Source organism: Bacillus carboniphilus (assembly GCF_039522365.1).
In the GTDB taxonomy this organism is placed as follows: Bacteria; Bacillota; Bacilli; order Bacillales; family JC228; genus Bacillus_BF; species Bacillus_BF carboniphilus.
Genome location: NZ_BAAADJ010000010.1, coordinates 1 through 15,404 on the forward strand (window position 1 = coordinate 1; position 15,404 = coordinate 15,404).

A 15,404-nucleotide genomic window follows, 5' to 3' on the forward strand; every position below is an offset into this window, starting at 1 on the left:
ACGATATGAATTTTTACGTCAATCATAGTTGAACCGCCGTATACCGAACGGTACGTACGGTGGTGTGAGAGGTCGGGGGTTAGTCACCCCCTCCTACTCGATTTGCCTTGCTTTGATTCTTTGATTTTTGGTCAGGTCTCGATTTCCTTTTGGCATTTTTATAAACATCTGGGGTCAGATTATTATTCGGTGCAGCTTGTTCGTTCCAATCGGCCATGGTTTCTCCTCCTTTAGCCCTTCGTAGAATCTCCATCCATCATTTTTTCAAATTCTTTCATTTTTTCATTTGTTTTTCCTGATAAGTGAAATGGATTCTTCTCTTGGTCAAACCCACTCTTCTTAGTGAAAGTTACACCAACTTCTTGTCCCATTGAATCGTTAATGATGCTTTCCTTTTCTCCGTCGGGATGAATACTTGCTTCTTCACCTACAAATGAATCTCTTCTTGGCATGATGATCAACTCCTTATCTTTAAAGTGAGAAGCTTTTCAGTTTTTTATTCCATTAACTTTTACTATTCAGGAAATAAGAGGTATTGATGCCGTTTGGGAGATTTTAACTTTAATAATTTTGAGATAATTTTATTGACAACGTTTTCATAAATGATATATATTAGTACCGTAATAAGGAAAGCGGTTCCACGATAAGGAACAACAAAAAGAAAAGGGGAGATGCCGTTGATTCAGTCTGTGGACCGTGCATTGTATATCTTGGACATATTAAAAAATAATCCAAGAGGACTTGGCGTTACTGAAATAGCGGGTCGTCTTGAAGTGGCAAAAAGCACAGCTCATAGATTACTAGCTTCATTAGAGGAACATGGCTATGTTCAAAAGGTTGGTAAAGAAGCGAATTATCGTCTTGGTTTAAAATTCATTGAGATGAATCAAGTCGTTGTAGAAAACCTAAATGTGGTAGAGCTAGCTCGTCCGTATTTGGAACAATTAAGCTCTGCGACAGGTGAAATTGTCCACCTTGTCATGTTGGATGGCTACGAGATTGTTTATATCGATAAAGTTGATAATTCTTCAACCATTCGGATTTATTCTCAAATTGGAAGAAGAGCACAACTACACTGTACAGGTGTTGGAAAAGCAATCTTAGCTTACTATGACGATACAAGAATCAATGAGTTTATTAAAAACAACGATTTTCGTTCTTATACAGAAAACACTATTACAGATGGACAAGCATTGTTGCAGGAACTGAAATACATTAGAGAATCTGGTATTTCTTACGATAAGGAAGAACATGAGCCAGGTATTCAATGTGTGGCTGCGCCGATAAAAGATCATCAAAACAATGTTCAATATGCCATAAGTGTTACAGGACCATTAACTCGAATGACGCAGGAAAAGCTTAAGGAATGTATTCCAAAGTTAAAGGAAACTGTAAATCATATATCTAGACAACTAGGATATCGATTTTCATAAAAAATAAATCATCTTTGATAAACAATAATGGAGGTAAACTTACATGAAGAAATTTAAACTACTTAGTTTATTGTTAGCTTTATCATTAGTATTAGCTGCTTGCGGTGGCTCAAAAGAAGAGGGGAAAGAAAAGGCTTCAGGTTCTGATTTCCCAAATAAGTCAATTGAACTAATTGTTCCTTATGCTGCTGGTGGGGGTACAGATTCACTAGCTCGTTCATTCGCTGACCAAACAGATATTGGTGAATCAGTTGCAGTTGTTAACCGTGAAGGTGGCGGTGGTGCTGTAGGTATGCAAAACGGTGCCAATGCAAAAGCTGACGGTTACACAGTTTCAATGGTTACAGTTGAATTATTAACGTTACCACACAGTGGATTAGCACAATTCTCTTATGAAGACTTCCAACCAATTGCGTTATTAAACGAAGATCCTGCAGCGATTACAGTTTCTGCAGATGCACCATGGAATACAATTGACGAATTTATTGCAGCAGCAAAAGAAGAGAACTTAAAAGTAGGTAACTCTGGTACAGGTGCAATTTGGCACTTAGCGGCTTCTGCGTTTGAACAAGAAACAGGTGTAACTTTCAACCATGTTCCATTTGAAGGTGCTGCTCCAGCAGTAACAGCTCTACTAGGCGGACATATTGATGCAGTAGCAGTAAGTCCTGCAGAAGTACGTACACAAGTTGAAGCTGGTGAATTAAAAGTGCTAGCAGTAATGTCCGACAACCGTGTTGAAGCTCTTCCAGAAGTTCCAACATTAAAAGAAAGTGGAATCGACCTTTCTATCGGTACTTGGCGTGGTCTAGCTGTTCCAAAAGATACTCCTGAAGATGTTGTTCAAAAGCTAGAAGAATCATTTGGAAAAACAGCTCAAGCAGATGCATTCAAAGATACTCTAAACAAATTAGGTTTAGGATATCGTTATGAAGATGGAGAAGGGTTCAAAGCGCTTCTAAAAGAGCAAGACGAACTATTTGCAGAACTAATTCCTTCATTAGAATTAAACTAAACGGCAATAATACGTAGAGGCTAGAGGAATCTAGCCTCTACTCTTTGATAAAGGGAGATTTAATTTGCGTTAGGAAAACGGGAGGTGCCTGAAGTGACATTGGCAAACAGAATCATCGGAACATTGTTAGTTATCCTTTCTGCCTATGTTTGGTTTACTGCTAATGCTTTTCCAGAATCCATTGGTGTTGGTCCTGGAGCTGATTTCTTTCCAAAGCTTTCAGCGGCTTCACTGGCCATTCTATCTATCATGTTAATCCTTAAGAAAGAGAAATCAGATGAATCGATCTTCTCAGTTTCAGGTAGTAGTGCTTGGAAATTTGTTATTGGATTTATTACCATGATTGTATTTGTGATTTTAGTAGAAATCATCGGTTTTACGGTAGCTGCCACATTGTTCGGTATCAGCTGGCTGTGGTTAATGGGGATACGTAAACTTGTTAAGTTATTCTTAATTCCGATACTCGTTAGTCTTTTAATAACCTTAGTATTTGAACAACTACTTAATGTACCTATCCCACACGGAATCATATATTAAGGAGGCTTAGAAAGATGGATTATCTCCTTCAAGGATTTGGAAATGTCTTTGCGCCGGAAGTTATTTTACTGATAATTGCTGGTGTTATTGTTGGAATTATTATCGGGGCATTACCAGGTCTTACTGCCACTATGGGTGTGGCCTTGTTTTTGCCGGTCACGTTTGGAATGGATGCGGTAACTGGTATTCTTTTGTTAATTGGTGTGTACTTTGGATCAATTTATGGAGGATCTATAGCGGCCATTTTATTAAATACACCTGGAACGCCAGCTTCTGCTGCAACTGCTTTAGATGGTCATCCGTTAACTCAGTCTGGTAAGGCTGGGAAAGCATTAGGGATATCAGCTATTGCGTCAGCGGCAGGAGGAATTATAAGTGTCTTACTGTTAATCTTTATTTCTCCTCAGCTAGCAGAGGTTGCCCTTAACTTTAGTGCACCAGAGATGTTTGGGTTAGCTTTATTTGGTTTAAGTATTATTTCAAGTATTTCTGGAGGATCTGTTTTAAAAGGCTTAATCGCTGGTGTGTTTGGTTTAGTTATATCCACTATTGGAATGGATCCTATGACGAGTTACCCAAGGTTTACTTTTGAACAGCTTTCCTTATTAAATGGTTTAAACTTCATCCCGGTAATGATTGGACTTTTTGCTGTTTCTGAAGCACTAGTAACATTAGAGGATGAATTAAAAGGAAACGGAAAGATGAAGAAAGTGGTAGCTAGTTATATCCTTCCAAAGTGGAGAGAGCTTAAGACATTATGGGTAACAATGATTCGCTCTGGCTTTATTGGATCTTTCATTGGAATCATCCCCGGTGCTGGTGCTGATATAGCTGCCTTTGTGTCTTATAACGAAGCAAAACGATTTGCTAAAAAAGAGGAAAAGGATACATTTGGTAAAGGGAATCCTAAAGGAATTGCTGCTGCAGAAGCTGCTAATAATGGTGTTACTGGTGGGGCAATGGTTCCATTGCTGACTCTTGGTATCCCCGGTGATGCGGTTGCAGCTGTGTTATTAGGAGCACTTGTTGTTCAAGGTATCCAACCAGGTCCACAGCTTTTCACTACAAGCGCAGATCTTGTCTATACATTATTTGCAGGTATGCTAGTCGCGAATATTTTAATGTTAATTTTCGGATTAAGCGGTATACGTTTGTTTACGAAAATACTAAAGGTACCAAAAAATACTTTAGCAGTGGCCATTTTAGTACTATCTGTTGTCGGATCCTACGCGATCAGTAATAATTTCTTTGATGTTTACACAATGCTAGGGGCGGGGATCATTGGATACTTTATGAAAAAATTCGGTTTCCCAGCATCACCAATTGTACTAGCACTTATTTTAGGACCAATGGCTGAAAGTGAAATGAGACGTGCTCTCGTCATGTCAGAAGGAAGCTATTCGATTTTCCTAACTCGTCCCATTTCATTAACGTTTATTATCCTTGCCATTCTTTCACTAGTAGTACCTATCATCATGAATCAACTAAAAAAGAAAAAAGCTGCTAACTAATAGTTTGCTTTCTTGGGGGTAAAAGAAATGTATCCAGAGCTAGTAACAATAGGAGAAACGATGGTCGTGTTAGAGGCAGCAGAAGATGGACCTCTTCGTTATGTTCCTCAATTCAATAAACGTCACGGAGGCGCAGAGTCTAATGTGGCAATTGGAGTAACTCGACTGGGCCATTCTGCCGGTTGGATTAGCCAAGTAGGGGACGATGAGCTTGGTAAATTTTTAGTATCTGCTATCCGAGGAGAAGGAGTAGATACTTCTAGAGTCACTTATAATGAGAAGTTTCCTACTGGACTTTATATAAAAGAGAGAATCAGAGAGGGTAGCACACAAGTCTACTACTATCGAAAAGGTTCTGCTGCAAGTCAGTTGAATCAGGATTCTATTGATTGGGAATATATCAAAAACGCCAAAATAATTCATCTTACAGGAATTACACCATTCTTAAGTGAAAGTTGTATGAAGGTTGTTGAAGAGATTATTGATTTTGTTAAAAAAAATAACCTTTTTCTTTCCTTTGACCCAAATTTAAGGCATAAGTTAATGGCTGATTATCCAAACGCAAAGGAAATGGTCCTTAAGTTTGCCAAACAAGCAGACATTTTTATGCCTGGTATCGATGAGGCAGAGTATCTTCTTGGAACAAAGGATTACGAAGAAATAGCCGATTATTTTATTAAAGCAGGAGTCTCAAAGATTTGCATTAAGAACGGGGATAAAGGAACTTATTATCAATCTGTAGATGGTGAAAAAGGTTTCTTACCAAGCTTCAAAGTAGATCGTGTCATTGATCCAGTAGGTGCTGGAGATGGATTTGCTGCTGGAGTAATCTCAGGACTTTTAGAAGCCAAATCTCTAGAAGAATCGGTTCGCCTGGGCGCTAAGATTGGTGCAATGGTTGTGACGGTTAAAGGAGATATAGAGGGATTACCTGAAAGGCAAGCGTTAGAACAATTTACTGGTGAAGAAACAGACGTACTTAGATAGGAGATGTAGTGATGAAGCAAGAGATGCTTACGAAAATTTTAGATGCAGGTATAGTAGCCGTTGTTCGTCGAATTGATCGAGATAAGGTGATGGATGTTATTTCTGCCCTTGTCGAGGGAGGCGTTACCGGAATTGAAATGACAATGGACTCCGATGACGTTCTGGGTGCCATTTCAGAGGCAAAAGCAAAGTTTGGAGATCGTGCGGTAATTGGTGCAGGAACGGTGCTGGATGGTGAAACAGCAAGAATGGCTATTCAGGCAGGTGCAGAATTTATCTTTGCTCCGACGCTGAACCAAGATACCATAGCTATTGCAAACCGATACGGAAAAATCGCTATTCCAGGAGTATTTACTCCGACTGAAATTCTTCAGGCTTATGAATGGGGAGCAGACCTAGTGAAGGTTTTCCCAGCTAGCGTTTTAGGTAGCAAATTTATAAAGGACGTCCGTGGTCCTCTTGGTCATATTCCAATGATGCCTACTGGAGGCATTGATTTAGATAATGTGGCTGAATACATTAAAGCCGGTGCTGTGGCAGCTGGAGTAGGCGGATCGCTGCTAAACAAGAATTACATTAAAAACAGTGAGTGGGACAAGTTAACTGCATTAGCAGCACAGTATGTTGAAAAAGTGAAAGAAGCTAGAAACGGATAGACGATAAGAATCAAGAGACTCTGTGAAGGGGTCTCTTTTTATGTCTTTTATCAACGCTGATTTTGCATATTTTGTTGCTTCTGGACCATAGCTAATTCCCTAAAAGGTGGACGTTGATTTGCATGAACGCAAAGCACCGAAACGTTCCCTGCTCAAGGAAGAAACGTTAAAAGAGGGAACGCAAAGCACGGAAACGTTCCCTGTTCAAGGAACAAACGTTAAAAGAGGGAACGGAAAGCACGGAAACGTTCCCTGCTCAAGGAAGAAACGTTAATCGGGGGAACGCAAAGCACGGAAACGTTCCCTGCTCAAGGAAGAAACGTTAATCGAGGGAACGCAAAGCACGGAAACCCTGCTCAAGGAAGAAACGTTTATCGAGGGAACGCAAAGCACGGAAACGTTCCCTGTTCAAGGAAGAAACGTTTATCGAGGGAACGCAAAGCACGGAAACGTTCCCTGTTCAAGGAAGAAACGTTAAAAGAGGGAACGCAAAGCACGGAAACGTTCCCTGTTCAAGGAAGAAACGTTAAAAGAGGGAACGCAAAGCACGGAAACGTTCCCTGCTCAAGGAAGAAACGTTAAAAGAGGGAACGCGAAGCACGGAAACGTTCCCTTTTTTAATTTTTCTTTTATGGAGCGGGTGCTTTTCCTGGATTTAAGCTAAATACTTATGATTACCTTGTATTGGTTCACTTGTGCTTCTTACAAAACAAACATCATTCATTTCTTCCTGTCCCGTTGGGCTGGCAATCTCTTTCCAACCCGGACACGTTCTCATCTATCTGTCCCGTTTGACTCCTCATCTGCTCTCAAACGGGATACGTTCTCATCTAGCTGTCCCGGTTGACTCTCCATCTGCTCTCAAGCGGGACACGTTCTCATCTAGCTGTCCCGTTTGACTCTCCATCTCCTCGCAAACGGGACACGTTCCCATCTAGCTGTCCCATTTGACTCTTCATCTGCTCGCAAACGGGACACGTTCCATGCTAGCTGTCCCGTTTGACTCTTCATCTGCTCGCAAACGGACACGTTCTTATCGAGCTGTCCCGTTTGACTCTTCATCAATTCCCAAACGGGACACGTTCTCATCTAGCTGTCCCGTTTGACTCTCCATCTGCTCTCAAGCGGGACACGTTCTCATCTAGCTGTCCCGTTTGACTCTCCATCTCCTCGCAAACGGGACACGTTCCCATCTAGCTGTCCCATTTGACTCTTCATCTGCTCGCAAACGGGACACGTTCCATGCTTGCTGTCCCGTTTGACTCTTCATCTGCTCGCAAACGGGACACGTTCTCATCTAGCTGTCCCGTTTGACTCTTCATCATCCCCAAACGGGACACGTTCCCATCTAGCTGTCCCATTTGACTCTTCATCTGCTCGCAAACGGGACACGTTCTCCTCCAGCTGTCCCATTTGACTCTCTATCTCTTCTCAAACTGGACACACACCATATTCCATCTAAACAATCTTAAAATAAACAAAAAAACACCACAGCCCCATGGACTGCGGTATGCTACTTGAACGAAAAAAAGAGAGAGTCCCCTCTCCCTTTTTTATAAATTGCTTGCGTGACCGTTATAAATGACGCCACCTGCACCAATCTTTCTTCAGCTGAAACAGATAGCATTTAATCAGTTGGTCTTTTCCCGAGTCTACTTCACTTTACCCTTTTATTGATCATTTCCACCTGAATAGCTTAGCTGTAAATCCAAACCTTTACTAAGTTTGAAAAGAACATGTTCCTGATTTTGACCATGTACGCCTAAGTCTAATTGGCTATTAGCCGAAGCATCCGCATTTAGAGCGCTATTTGTTTTAACTAAGTTAAGTAAGGTGTTAGCAGTTCCATTAACTTCTGCTTCTGTCATAACGTCTAGGCTCGAATTTGTAGTTGAATGAGACTCAACAGAAGTTTCAGGATCAGCTTCCCAACTTTGCAGAGCCGTCCGAATCTAGATTTGCTGAAACATCTGATTCACTCTTACTTGCCAAAACTTCTTTAAACGTACAAACATTAGGGGAAGAGATAACCGTTTTACTCACAACAACACTATTGGTTTCTAAGCCATTATCATTGCCTGTAGAGCTGGCATCCGATTTTACGGAAGTACTCGTTTTACCTTTAACCGATGTATTAGAGCTCGCTTCATCTGTAACAGTTGAGCTTACTTTTCCTTTTAAAGAAGTGTGTGCTTCAGAATCTGCATCAATTGTAGAATCTATATTAGAATCGCTTTCAGTTTTCACATCAGCTTCTACAGATGTTTGGGCTTTTAATGAAGCTTTTGCATCTATTTCCTGGTCGGCAAAAATCGAAACCGAATCCTCAGTAGCAGCTTGAGTTTTTACATCGATTACAGATTCTATATTTAAAGTTTTACCTAAAGAACCAAATAGGCTTGCATTTGTCTCACTATCAGATGTAGCGTCTAATTCGAAAGCTAAGCTAGATGTACTTCCTACAAAAATCCCCATTGTCATAACTCCAGCAACTGTTACCATTTTCAAACCTTTCATCCATTTCATTATAAAATCTCTCCTTCTTCTCTTTTAGTTATTTAAATAAACGTTTGTTAAATAAACGTTTGTAAGAAGAAGGATGATTCTGGTGGTTGGGTCGGAGGAGCATTCAACCACTGATCAAAATAAAAGGTGATCCGGTCTACATGTAGAACCTGCTTTGCTCTTGAAAAATGAGCCTCATCTGAAATAAAACCATATAAGGTGTTTATATTTTGTCCATCCACCATGTTTACTGAATGCCCAACTGGATTGTAGCTGGGTGCAAGAATCGGATGTGATTGAAGCACAAGTGAATCTGAATCACCCTGTTCCTCTGTAAAAGGAAAAGATCCGAATCTCTCGTTGTTATTTGTAGTTTCGGTTGTTAGGTTCGGTGCTTTTTTTTCTTCCTCTTTTAAACTAATTTCTACAGGTAGCACTACCTCAGATATTTCTCTAATGTTACGTTCGTTAAGAGGGATGCTACTGGGTTCAGTAAGGTTAATTTTTACTTCTAATTGTAAGGGCTCGGAAGCAGTATCAATTTCTACTGAAGCAGGCAGTTTTTCATCGATCCATTTTTTTGATTCTTTAACAGGTTCGACTATTTTGGTAGTTATGTTTTCACTTTCTGAAATTACTGTTTTCGTCACTTCCTGGATAGGGGTTTCAATCTCCAGTTGTACTTGGTTCTCTACTGGCGAAGTTTCCACTACGTCTATAACAGATTGTAATGTCAATGTATCTTCTGCTGAGGCAGTAGATGAAAAACAAAATGATACCAATAGTACAAATAGGAAGCAGAATCCTCTCAAAAGAAAACTCACCACCTTTCTAAGAGACAATCTTTATTCATTTATATTGTTATTTTCCAGTTTTATATATGTCTAAACCTATTGAACATGGAAAATGAGCTAATTTTACTGGTGCACTCATGACTTTTAGAACTTTATTACCAGGAAAAATGGGATAGAAGGGTAAGTAGATAAGGTTGAAGGAAATGAAAATAACACTCCAAATATCTACCAATTTGTTGTAAACTTAGTATTACATAAATTTTCTAAATTATTAGTCTATTAGGGTGGGGGAGAAAATAATATGGAGGCAATCGGGATTAAACCATACTTACATGTCCGAACTGCAAAAAATCCAGTTTATCACCCAAGTGGTGATTCAATTAGTTTTTTAACAGATTATACTGGGATTCCACAGGTTTGGGACTATAAGAAAGGGGAAGGTTGGCCTTCTCAGGTTTCTTTTACGGATGAACGAATCATTTTTGTGGAGTACATAAATGGTACAGAGAAGAGAATCATTGGAATGGATGAAGGTACGAATGAACGGCAGCAGCTTTATCTATTACATGATGATGGTGAACTCACACCTTTGACCGATTCTCCTGACCATATTCATCAGTATGGTGGAAGTTCACCTAATGGAGAATGGATTGCTTGGTCTAGTAATCGAAGAAACCCTGCGTATTTTGATATTTATATTCAAAACATCGATACTTTTGAGACAAGGCAAGTTTTTTCCGAAGATGGTACATACTCCCCGGTCAAGTGGCATCCGAATGGGGTGAGTTTACTTATTCAAAGGACGAATTCAAATTTGGATAATGACCTTGGCTTACTTGATATCCAAACAGGTGATTTGGTTTGGATTACTCCTCATAAGGATGAAGCCAAATTTTTCTCACCTCATTTTAGTAAGGATGGAAAAAGGTTATATCTATTATCGAACATGGGACAAGAATTTACGGGGTTAGCCATGATTGATTTAATTACAAAGAAGTTTTCATGGGTTGACCAAAGGGACTGGGATTTAGAAGAACTTTGTATGAGTCCAGATAAAGGTTCATTGGCCTATACAGTAAATGAAGGTGGCATTTCAAAAGGAATTATTCATGATCTAATCGATGGAAATTTTTACACTTGGAAAACACCGATGGGGGTTATTTCTGAGCTTGCGTTTTCCCCAGATGGAAAAAGGCTTGCGTATGTTTTTAATGGTTCTATCTATCCATCTGATATTTGGGAGTTACACTTAGAAACGTTTGTCACAACGAGAGTGACATATGTATCTAAATCAACTGAGGTTGATTGCCGACTGATAGAGCCTGAACTTATCCATTATTCTTCTTTCGATGATTTAGAAATTCCGGCATTCTACTATAAACCTAAAAATAAAGGGTGCCATCTACCTGTTGTCGTCTTTGTCCATGGTGGACCTGAGAGTCAAATTAGGCCAGTTTACAATCCCTTTTTACAGTATTTCTTAAATAGGGGATATGCCGTATGTACCCCAAATGTCCGAGGTAGTACAGGATATGGTAAGACTTATACTCACTTAGATGATGTTAGAAGAAGGATGGACTCGGTGAAGGACTTAGCATACCTTGTCGAGTGGTTAAAAAAAGAAGGGGATGCGGACCCGAACCAAATAGCCGTTATGGGAAGAAGCTATGGAGGTTTTATGGTGCTCGCGGCTATTACGCATTACCCGGATTTATGGTCAGCTGCTATTGATATTGTGGGTATCTCAAGCTTCCGGACTTTCTTAGAAAACACGAGCCCTTGGCGTCGGAAACTAAGAGAAGCTGAATATGGCAGTATCGAAAAGGATGGAGATTTCTTCGATGAAATTGATCCACTCCATCGAACCGATGCCATCACATGTCCATTGATGGTTTTGCACGGAGCCAATGATCCTCGAGTCCCAATTGAGGAAGCGGAACAAATTGTAGGCGAGCTTCAATCGAGAAACCATCCAGTAGACTATATTCGCTTCGAGGATGAAGGACATTTCTTTGTTAAATTGAAAAATAATATTACTGCCTATACGGGTGTTGCTGACTTTTTGGATAAGTATATGGGAGCAAAGAAAGAAAAGGTATTGTAGAATAGTAGAAAAAGCAGGATGATTCCTCCTGCTTTTTCTTTTTGGGAGTTTAATTATGAATGATGCCTACTATTGGGTCCTCAGGTGTAATGTGGTCACCAGTCAGATATTTACCCGCCTAATTCGCTTGAAAATCAACCATAAGCATAAATTCCTATAAAAAATTATTCTGAAATCTCAAAATAGGTTAATTTTTTAGCCAAAACATTGTATCATGGAGTATAGATATTTAGGTTTACGAAGTAAAATGCAACAAGAATGAAAGCTACAGTCTGGAGGATCTTGAATGTTAAGGGTTTTATCAATGTTAAAACCATACAAACTCCCTATGGGGGTTGCTTGGTTTTTCATGCTCGTCGAACTCGTCGTTGAACTTTGGCACCCCATCTTAATGGCCAAAATTATAGACGACGGTATATTGCAAGAAGACTTATCCGTAGTATTAACTTGGGGCGGAATAATGGTGGGGATGTCCTTACTTGCCTTTTTCTCGGGTATTACGAATTCATTTTATGCTGCACATGTAGGGCAAAGCTTTGGCTATGATGTCCGAAAGACACTTTTTACAAAAATTCAATCGTTCTCATTTGCGAATTTTAATAAATTCCCGACATCATCTCTTATTACGAGAATGACAAATGATGTAACGCAAATTCAAAATACCGTGTTTATGAGTTTGAGAATTATGTTACGTGCACCACTCCTTGTATTGGGTGGAACCATCATGGCTCTGTTTGTAAATGTTAAATTAGCCCTTATCTTTTTAATTGCCATTCCTATTCTCATTTCATTTTTGTTATGGGTCATGAAAAAAGCAGGAAGTCTCTTTCAAAGTGTTCAGGCTAGGCTTGATGGTGTAAATAGTGTTATGCGTGAAAACCTGACTGGAATGCGCTTGATTAAAGCCTTTTTACGATGGAGACATGAAGTCAAACGCTTTACTAAAGCAAACGAAGACCTGATGGATCGAACGGTTGCCGCTTTGAGATTGATTGAATCCACAATGCCTGTTCTTCTATTAGTGATGAACTTAGGGATTATGGGTATTCTTTGGTTTGGAAGTATTGAGGTGGCAGCTGGTGGGATTCAAGTAGGGGAAGTCGTTGCCATTATCAACTATGCAACAAAGATTACGCTAGCTATTTCCATGTTTTCCTTTATCATTATGGCTTTCTCTCGTGCTAAAGCATCAGCTAGCAGAATTTCCGATGTATTAGAGACCGAAATTGATTTAGTTGATACGGAAAAAATGGATTTGCGTAAAAAGTTAAGTGAGGGAAAAATCGAATTCGATTCGGTTTCCTTTCATTATCCAGGTACAGAAACGGTCGTATTAGAAGACATCTCCTTTACGGCAAAACCAGGTGAGACTATCGCCATTATGGGGGCTACTGGGTCAGGAAAGTCTTCATTATTCCAACTCATTCCACGCCTTTATGATGCGAACAAAGGGTCAGTTTTAATAGATGATCAAGACATACAATCTTTAAAACTAGAAAACTTACGTAAGCAAATAGGGTTCGTCCCACAGGAAGCGTTATTATTCACAGGTTCCGTTAGTGAAAATATTGCATGGGGTAAAGAGAATGCGTCTATGGAAGAAATAGTGGAAGCAGCTAAACATGCTCAAATTCATGACACAGTCTTAAAGCTACCTCATGGATATGATACAAGGATTGGACAAAAAGGAGTGAACCTCTCAGGTGGTCAAAAGCAACGTCTATCCATTGCACGTGCACTGGTTCGGAAGCCGAAAATCTTATTGTTAGATGATAGTACGAGTGCGCTAGATTTGAAGACAGAAGCCAAGTTGTTGCAGGCCCTTAAAACATACTCCTGTACAACCTTGATTATAACGCAGAAGGTTAGTACTGCGATGGAAGCAGATCACATTCTGTTGTTAGAGGACGGAAAGCTCCTCACAACCGGTCATCATGAAGAGCTCTTGAAAAACTCGTCATTATATCAAAAAATCTATCAATCCCAATTTGGAGAGGAGTCACTTAAGAATGCTCAAGTCACTAATTAAACCTTTCCAATATGAAAAAATTCCACTAGATTTTGAGAATAAAGAACCCACGAAGAAAAAGCCAAAAGCGAAAAATTGGTGGGGGACACTAAAACGAATTTGGTCATACTTAGCAGAAAAGAAAGTCATGCTATTCTTAGTCCTGCTCATGGTACTTGTAAGCTCTGGGCTAGCGCTACTCGGACCCTATTTAGTAGGAATGGCCGTAGATGATTACATTGTCACTCGAGATAGTAGCGGACTCGTCAAGCTACTAGTGGGACTACTTATCGTTTATATTTTTCATTCAGTATCCATCTTTCTTCAAAACTTCTGGATGATTGGAATTGCCCAAAAAACCGTTTATGAGATGAGAAATCAATTGTTTCGTCATTTGCATAAACTACCAATTCCGTTCTTTGATAAGCGCCAACATGGTGAATTGATGAGTCGCGTTACGAATGATATAGAAAACGTGAGTTCAACGTTAAATACATCCGTTATCCAAGTGTTTTCCAGTGTGTTGACCTTAGTTGGGACAGTTTCCGTGATGATTTGGCTAAGTCCACTTTTAACCTTAGTTACGTTAATCATCATCCCAATGATGGTTTTTGGAATGAAGTGGATCACAAAAAGAACGGGACGATTATTTAAAGAACAGCAGAGAAACTTAGGTGCACTAAACGGCTATATTGAGGAAACCGTTTCAGGTCAAAGAATTGTAAAGTCTTTTTCACAAGAAGAGAGAGTCATCAATGAATTTCTTGAAAAGAACGACCGTCTCAAACTATCAGGCTATTGGGCTCAGACGTTTTCTGGATTTATTCCTAAGCTCATGAACATGCTAAATAACCTGAGCTTCGCGATCATAGCGGGTGTAGGGGGAATCCTAGCTTTAAATGGTTATATTTCTATTGGGGTTATTGTGGTCTTTACCGAATACTCAAGGCAATTTACCCGTCCATTAAATGATCTCGCCAACCAATTCAATACACTTTTATCTGCCATTGCCGGGGCTGAACGCGTGTTTGATGTACTAGATGAAGAGGTTGAGATAAAAGACGGTAAGGGTGCACTTGTTCTAAAAGATGCGAGAGGAGAAGTCGATTTTGTTGATGTATCCTTTTCTTATGAGGAGGAAGAAGAGGGCCAAACGGTACGAGATATTAATTTCCATGCGTCACCTGGTCAAACTGTGGCACTCGTTGGCCCAACAGGTGCTGGGAAAACAACCATTATCAATTTGTTGTCAAGATTCTATGAAGTAGGTAGTGGACGAATTTTAATTGATGGTCATGACATTTCTAAAATTAGCCGAGAAAGTCTTCGTCAAAATATGGGGTTTGTTTTACAGGATTCATTCCTGTTTGAAGGAACCATTCGAGAAAACATTCGTTATGGTAGATTAGATGCTACTGACGAAGAGGTAGAAGAAGCAGCTAAGCTTGCGAATGCTCATTCCTTTATTATGAAATTGCCAGGACAATACGATATGGTATTGAAACAAGATGGTAGTGGAATAAGCCAAGGTCAAAGACAGCTTTTATCTATTGCCCGTGCCATCCTAGCAAACCCGAAAATTCTCATTCTGGATGAAGCGACAAGTAGTATTGATACCATTACAGAAATGAAGATTCAGGAAGCATTGCAAAGATTGATGCAGGGTAGAACTAGCTTTGTCATTGCACATCGATTAAATACGATCCAACAAGCTGATCAAATTTTGGTTCTAGAAGATGGAACCATTATTGAAAAAGGTTCACACGATTCACTACTGAAGCAAAAAGGCTTCTACCATGATTTGTTTCATAGCCAGCTTACAAAAGAAGTAGGATAAAATCTTTTTGAAACCCA

General features: G+C 39.7%; 17 protein-coding genes. 10 read left to right on the forward strand and 7 right to left on the reverse strand.

Translation table 11 applies throughout. The features are described from left to right. Positions 1-79: 79 nt before the first annotated feature. Positions 80-217 (reverse strand): hypothetical protein, encoded by a 138-nt coding sequence (locus tag ABDZ91_RS05060; protein ID WP_343796907.1) that lies wholly within the window; start codon positions 215-217, stop codon positions 80-82. Positions 218-230: 13 nt separating this feature from the next. Then, positions 231-452, reverse strand: a complete 222-nt coding sequence (locus tag ABDZ91_RS05065; RefSeq protein ID WP_343796909.1) for a hypothetical protein — start codon at positions 450-452, stop codon at positions 231-233. A 225-nt stretch (positions 453-677) separates the two neighbouring features. Here ABDZ91_RS05065 and ABDZ91_RS05070 point away from each other — a divergent pair, with 225 nt between their 5' ends. The 7 genes from ABDZ91_RS05070 to ABDZ91_RS05100 all read left to right on the forward strand — a co-directional run bounded on the left by ABDZ91_RS05070 (position 678) and on the right by ABDZ91_RS05100 (position 6,413). Further along, entirely contained in the window at positions 678-1,433 is a 756-nt protein-coding gene (locus tag ABDZ91_RS05070; RefSeq protein ID WP_343796911.1) for an IclR family transcriptional regulator, read from the forward strand. 43 nt (positions 1,434-1,476) lie between these two features. After that, positions 1,477-2,448 carry a tripartite tricarboxylate transporter substrate binding protein gene (locus ABDZ91_RS05075; RefSeq protein WP_343796912.1) on the forward strand — a complete coding sequence of 324 codons (972 nt, stop codon included), beginning with the start codon at positions 1,477-1,479 and terminating at the stop codon, positions 2,446-2,448. A gap of 93 nt (positions 2,449-2,541) precedes the next feature. Next, a complete protein-coding gene (locus ABDZ91_RS05080; RefSeq protein ID WP_343796913.1) occupies positions 2,542-2,985 on the forward strand; it encodes a tripartite tricarboxylate transporter TctB family protein in 444 nt (147 codons plus the stop codon). A gap of 14 nt (positions 2,986-2,999) precedes the next feature. Next, positions 3,000-4,496, forward strand: coding sequence for a tripartite tricarboxylate transporter permease (locus ABDZ91_RS05085; protein ID WP_343796915.1), 1,497 nt, complete (start codon positions 3,000-3,002; stop codon positions 4,494-4,496). Positions 4,497-4,523: 27 nt separating this feature from the next. Beyond that, a complete protein-coding gene (locus ABDZ91_RS05090; protein WP_343796916.1) occupies positions 4,524-5,483 on the forward strand; it encodes a sugar kinase in 960 nt (319 codons plus the stop codon). Positions 5,484-5,494: 11 nt separating this feature from the next. Beyond that, a complete protein-coding gene (locus ABDZ91_RS05095; RefSeq protein WP_343796918.1) occupies positions 5,495-6,139 on the forward strand; it encodes a bifunctional 4-hydroxy-2-oxoglutarate aldolase/2-dehydro-3-deoxy-phosphogluconate aldolase in 645 nt (214 codons plus the stop codon). Between the two features lie 118 nt (positions 6,140-6,257). Beyond that, positions 6,258-6,413: a hypothetical protein gene (locus ABDZ91_RS05100; RefSeq protein ID WP_343796920.1), complete on the forward strand. Its 156-nt coding sequence runs from the start codon at positions 6,258-6,260 to the stop codon at positions 6,411-6,413. 608 nt (positions 6,414-7,021) lie between these two features. Here the strand turns inward: ABDZ91_RS05100 and ABDZ91_RS05105 are convergent. From ABDZ91_RS05105 to ABDZ91_RS05125, 5 genes are all read right to left on the reverse strand, one after another. After that, positions 7,022-7,228: a hypothetical protein gene (locus ABDZ91_RS05105; RefSeq protein WP_343796921.1), complete on the reverse strand. Its 207-nt coding sequence runs from the start codon at positions 7,226-7,228 to the stop codon at positions 7,022-7,024. 52 nt (positions 7,229-7,280) lie between these two features. Further along, positions 7,281-7,436 carry a hypothetical protein gene (locus ABDZ91_RS05110; protein WP_343796923.1) on the reverse strand — a complete coding sequence of 52 codons (156 nt, stop codon included), beginning with the start codon at positions 7,434-7,436 and terminating at the stop codon, positions 7,281-7,283. 373 nt (positions 7,437-7,809) lie between these two features. After that, positions 7,810-8,007: a hypothetical protein gene (locus tag ABDZ91_RS05115; protein WP_343796924.1), complete on the reverse strand. Its 198-nt coding sequence runs from the start codon at positions 8,005-8,007 to the stop codon at positions 7,810-7,812. Between the two features lie 52 nt (positions 8,008-8,059). Next, on the reverse strand, positions 8,060-8,665 hold the full coding sequence (locus ABDZ91_RS05120) for a hypothetical protein (protein WP_343796926.1): 606 nt from the start codon (positions 8,663-8,665) through the stop codon (positions 8,060-8,062). Positions 8,666-8,712: 47 nt separating this feature from the next. Next, positions 8,713-9,381: a hypothetical protein gene (locus tag ABDZ91_RS05125; RefSeq protein WP_343796927.1), complete on the reverse strand. Its 669-nt coding sequence runs from the start codon at positions 9,379-9,381 to the stop codon at positions 8,713-8,715. Between the two features lie 358 nt (positions 9,382-9,739). On the opposite strand from ABDZ91_RS05125, the gene ABDZ91_RS05130 reads away from it, so the two are divergent. The 3 genes from ABDZ91_RS05130 to ABDZ91_RS05140 all read left to right on the forward strand — a co-directional run bounded on the left by ABDZ91_RS05130 (position 9,740) and on the right by ABDZ91_RS05140 (position 15,387). Then, entirely contained in the window at positions 9,740-11,542 is a 1,803-nt protein-coding gene (locus ABDZ91_RS05130; protein WP_343796929.1) for a S9 family peptidase, read from the forward strand. A 286-nt stretch (positions 11,543-11,828) separates the two neighbouring features. After that, on the forward strand, positions 11,829-13,571 hold the full coding sequence (locus tag ABDZ91_RS05135; protein WP_343796930.1) for an ABC transporter ATP-binding protein: 1,743 nt from the start codon (positions 11,829-11,831) through the stop codon (positions 13,569-13,571). Beyond that, complete coding sequence (locus ABDZ91_RS05140) at positions 13,552-15,387, forward strand: ABC transporter ATP-binding protein (RefSeq protein ID WP_343796931.1); 1,836 nt, start codon at positions 13,552-13,554, stop codon at positions 15,385-15,387. The genes ABDZ91_RS05135 and ABDZ91_RS05140 overlap by 20 nt, the downstream gene beginning before the upstream one ends. Positions 15,388-15,404 lie beyond the last annotated feature (17 nt).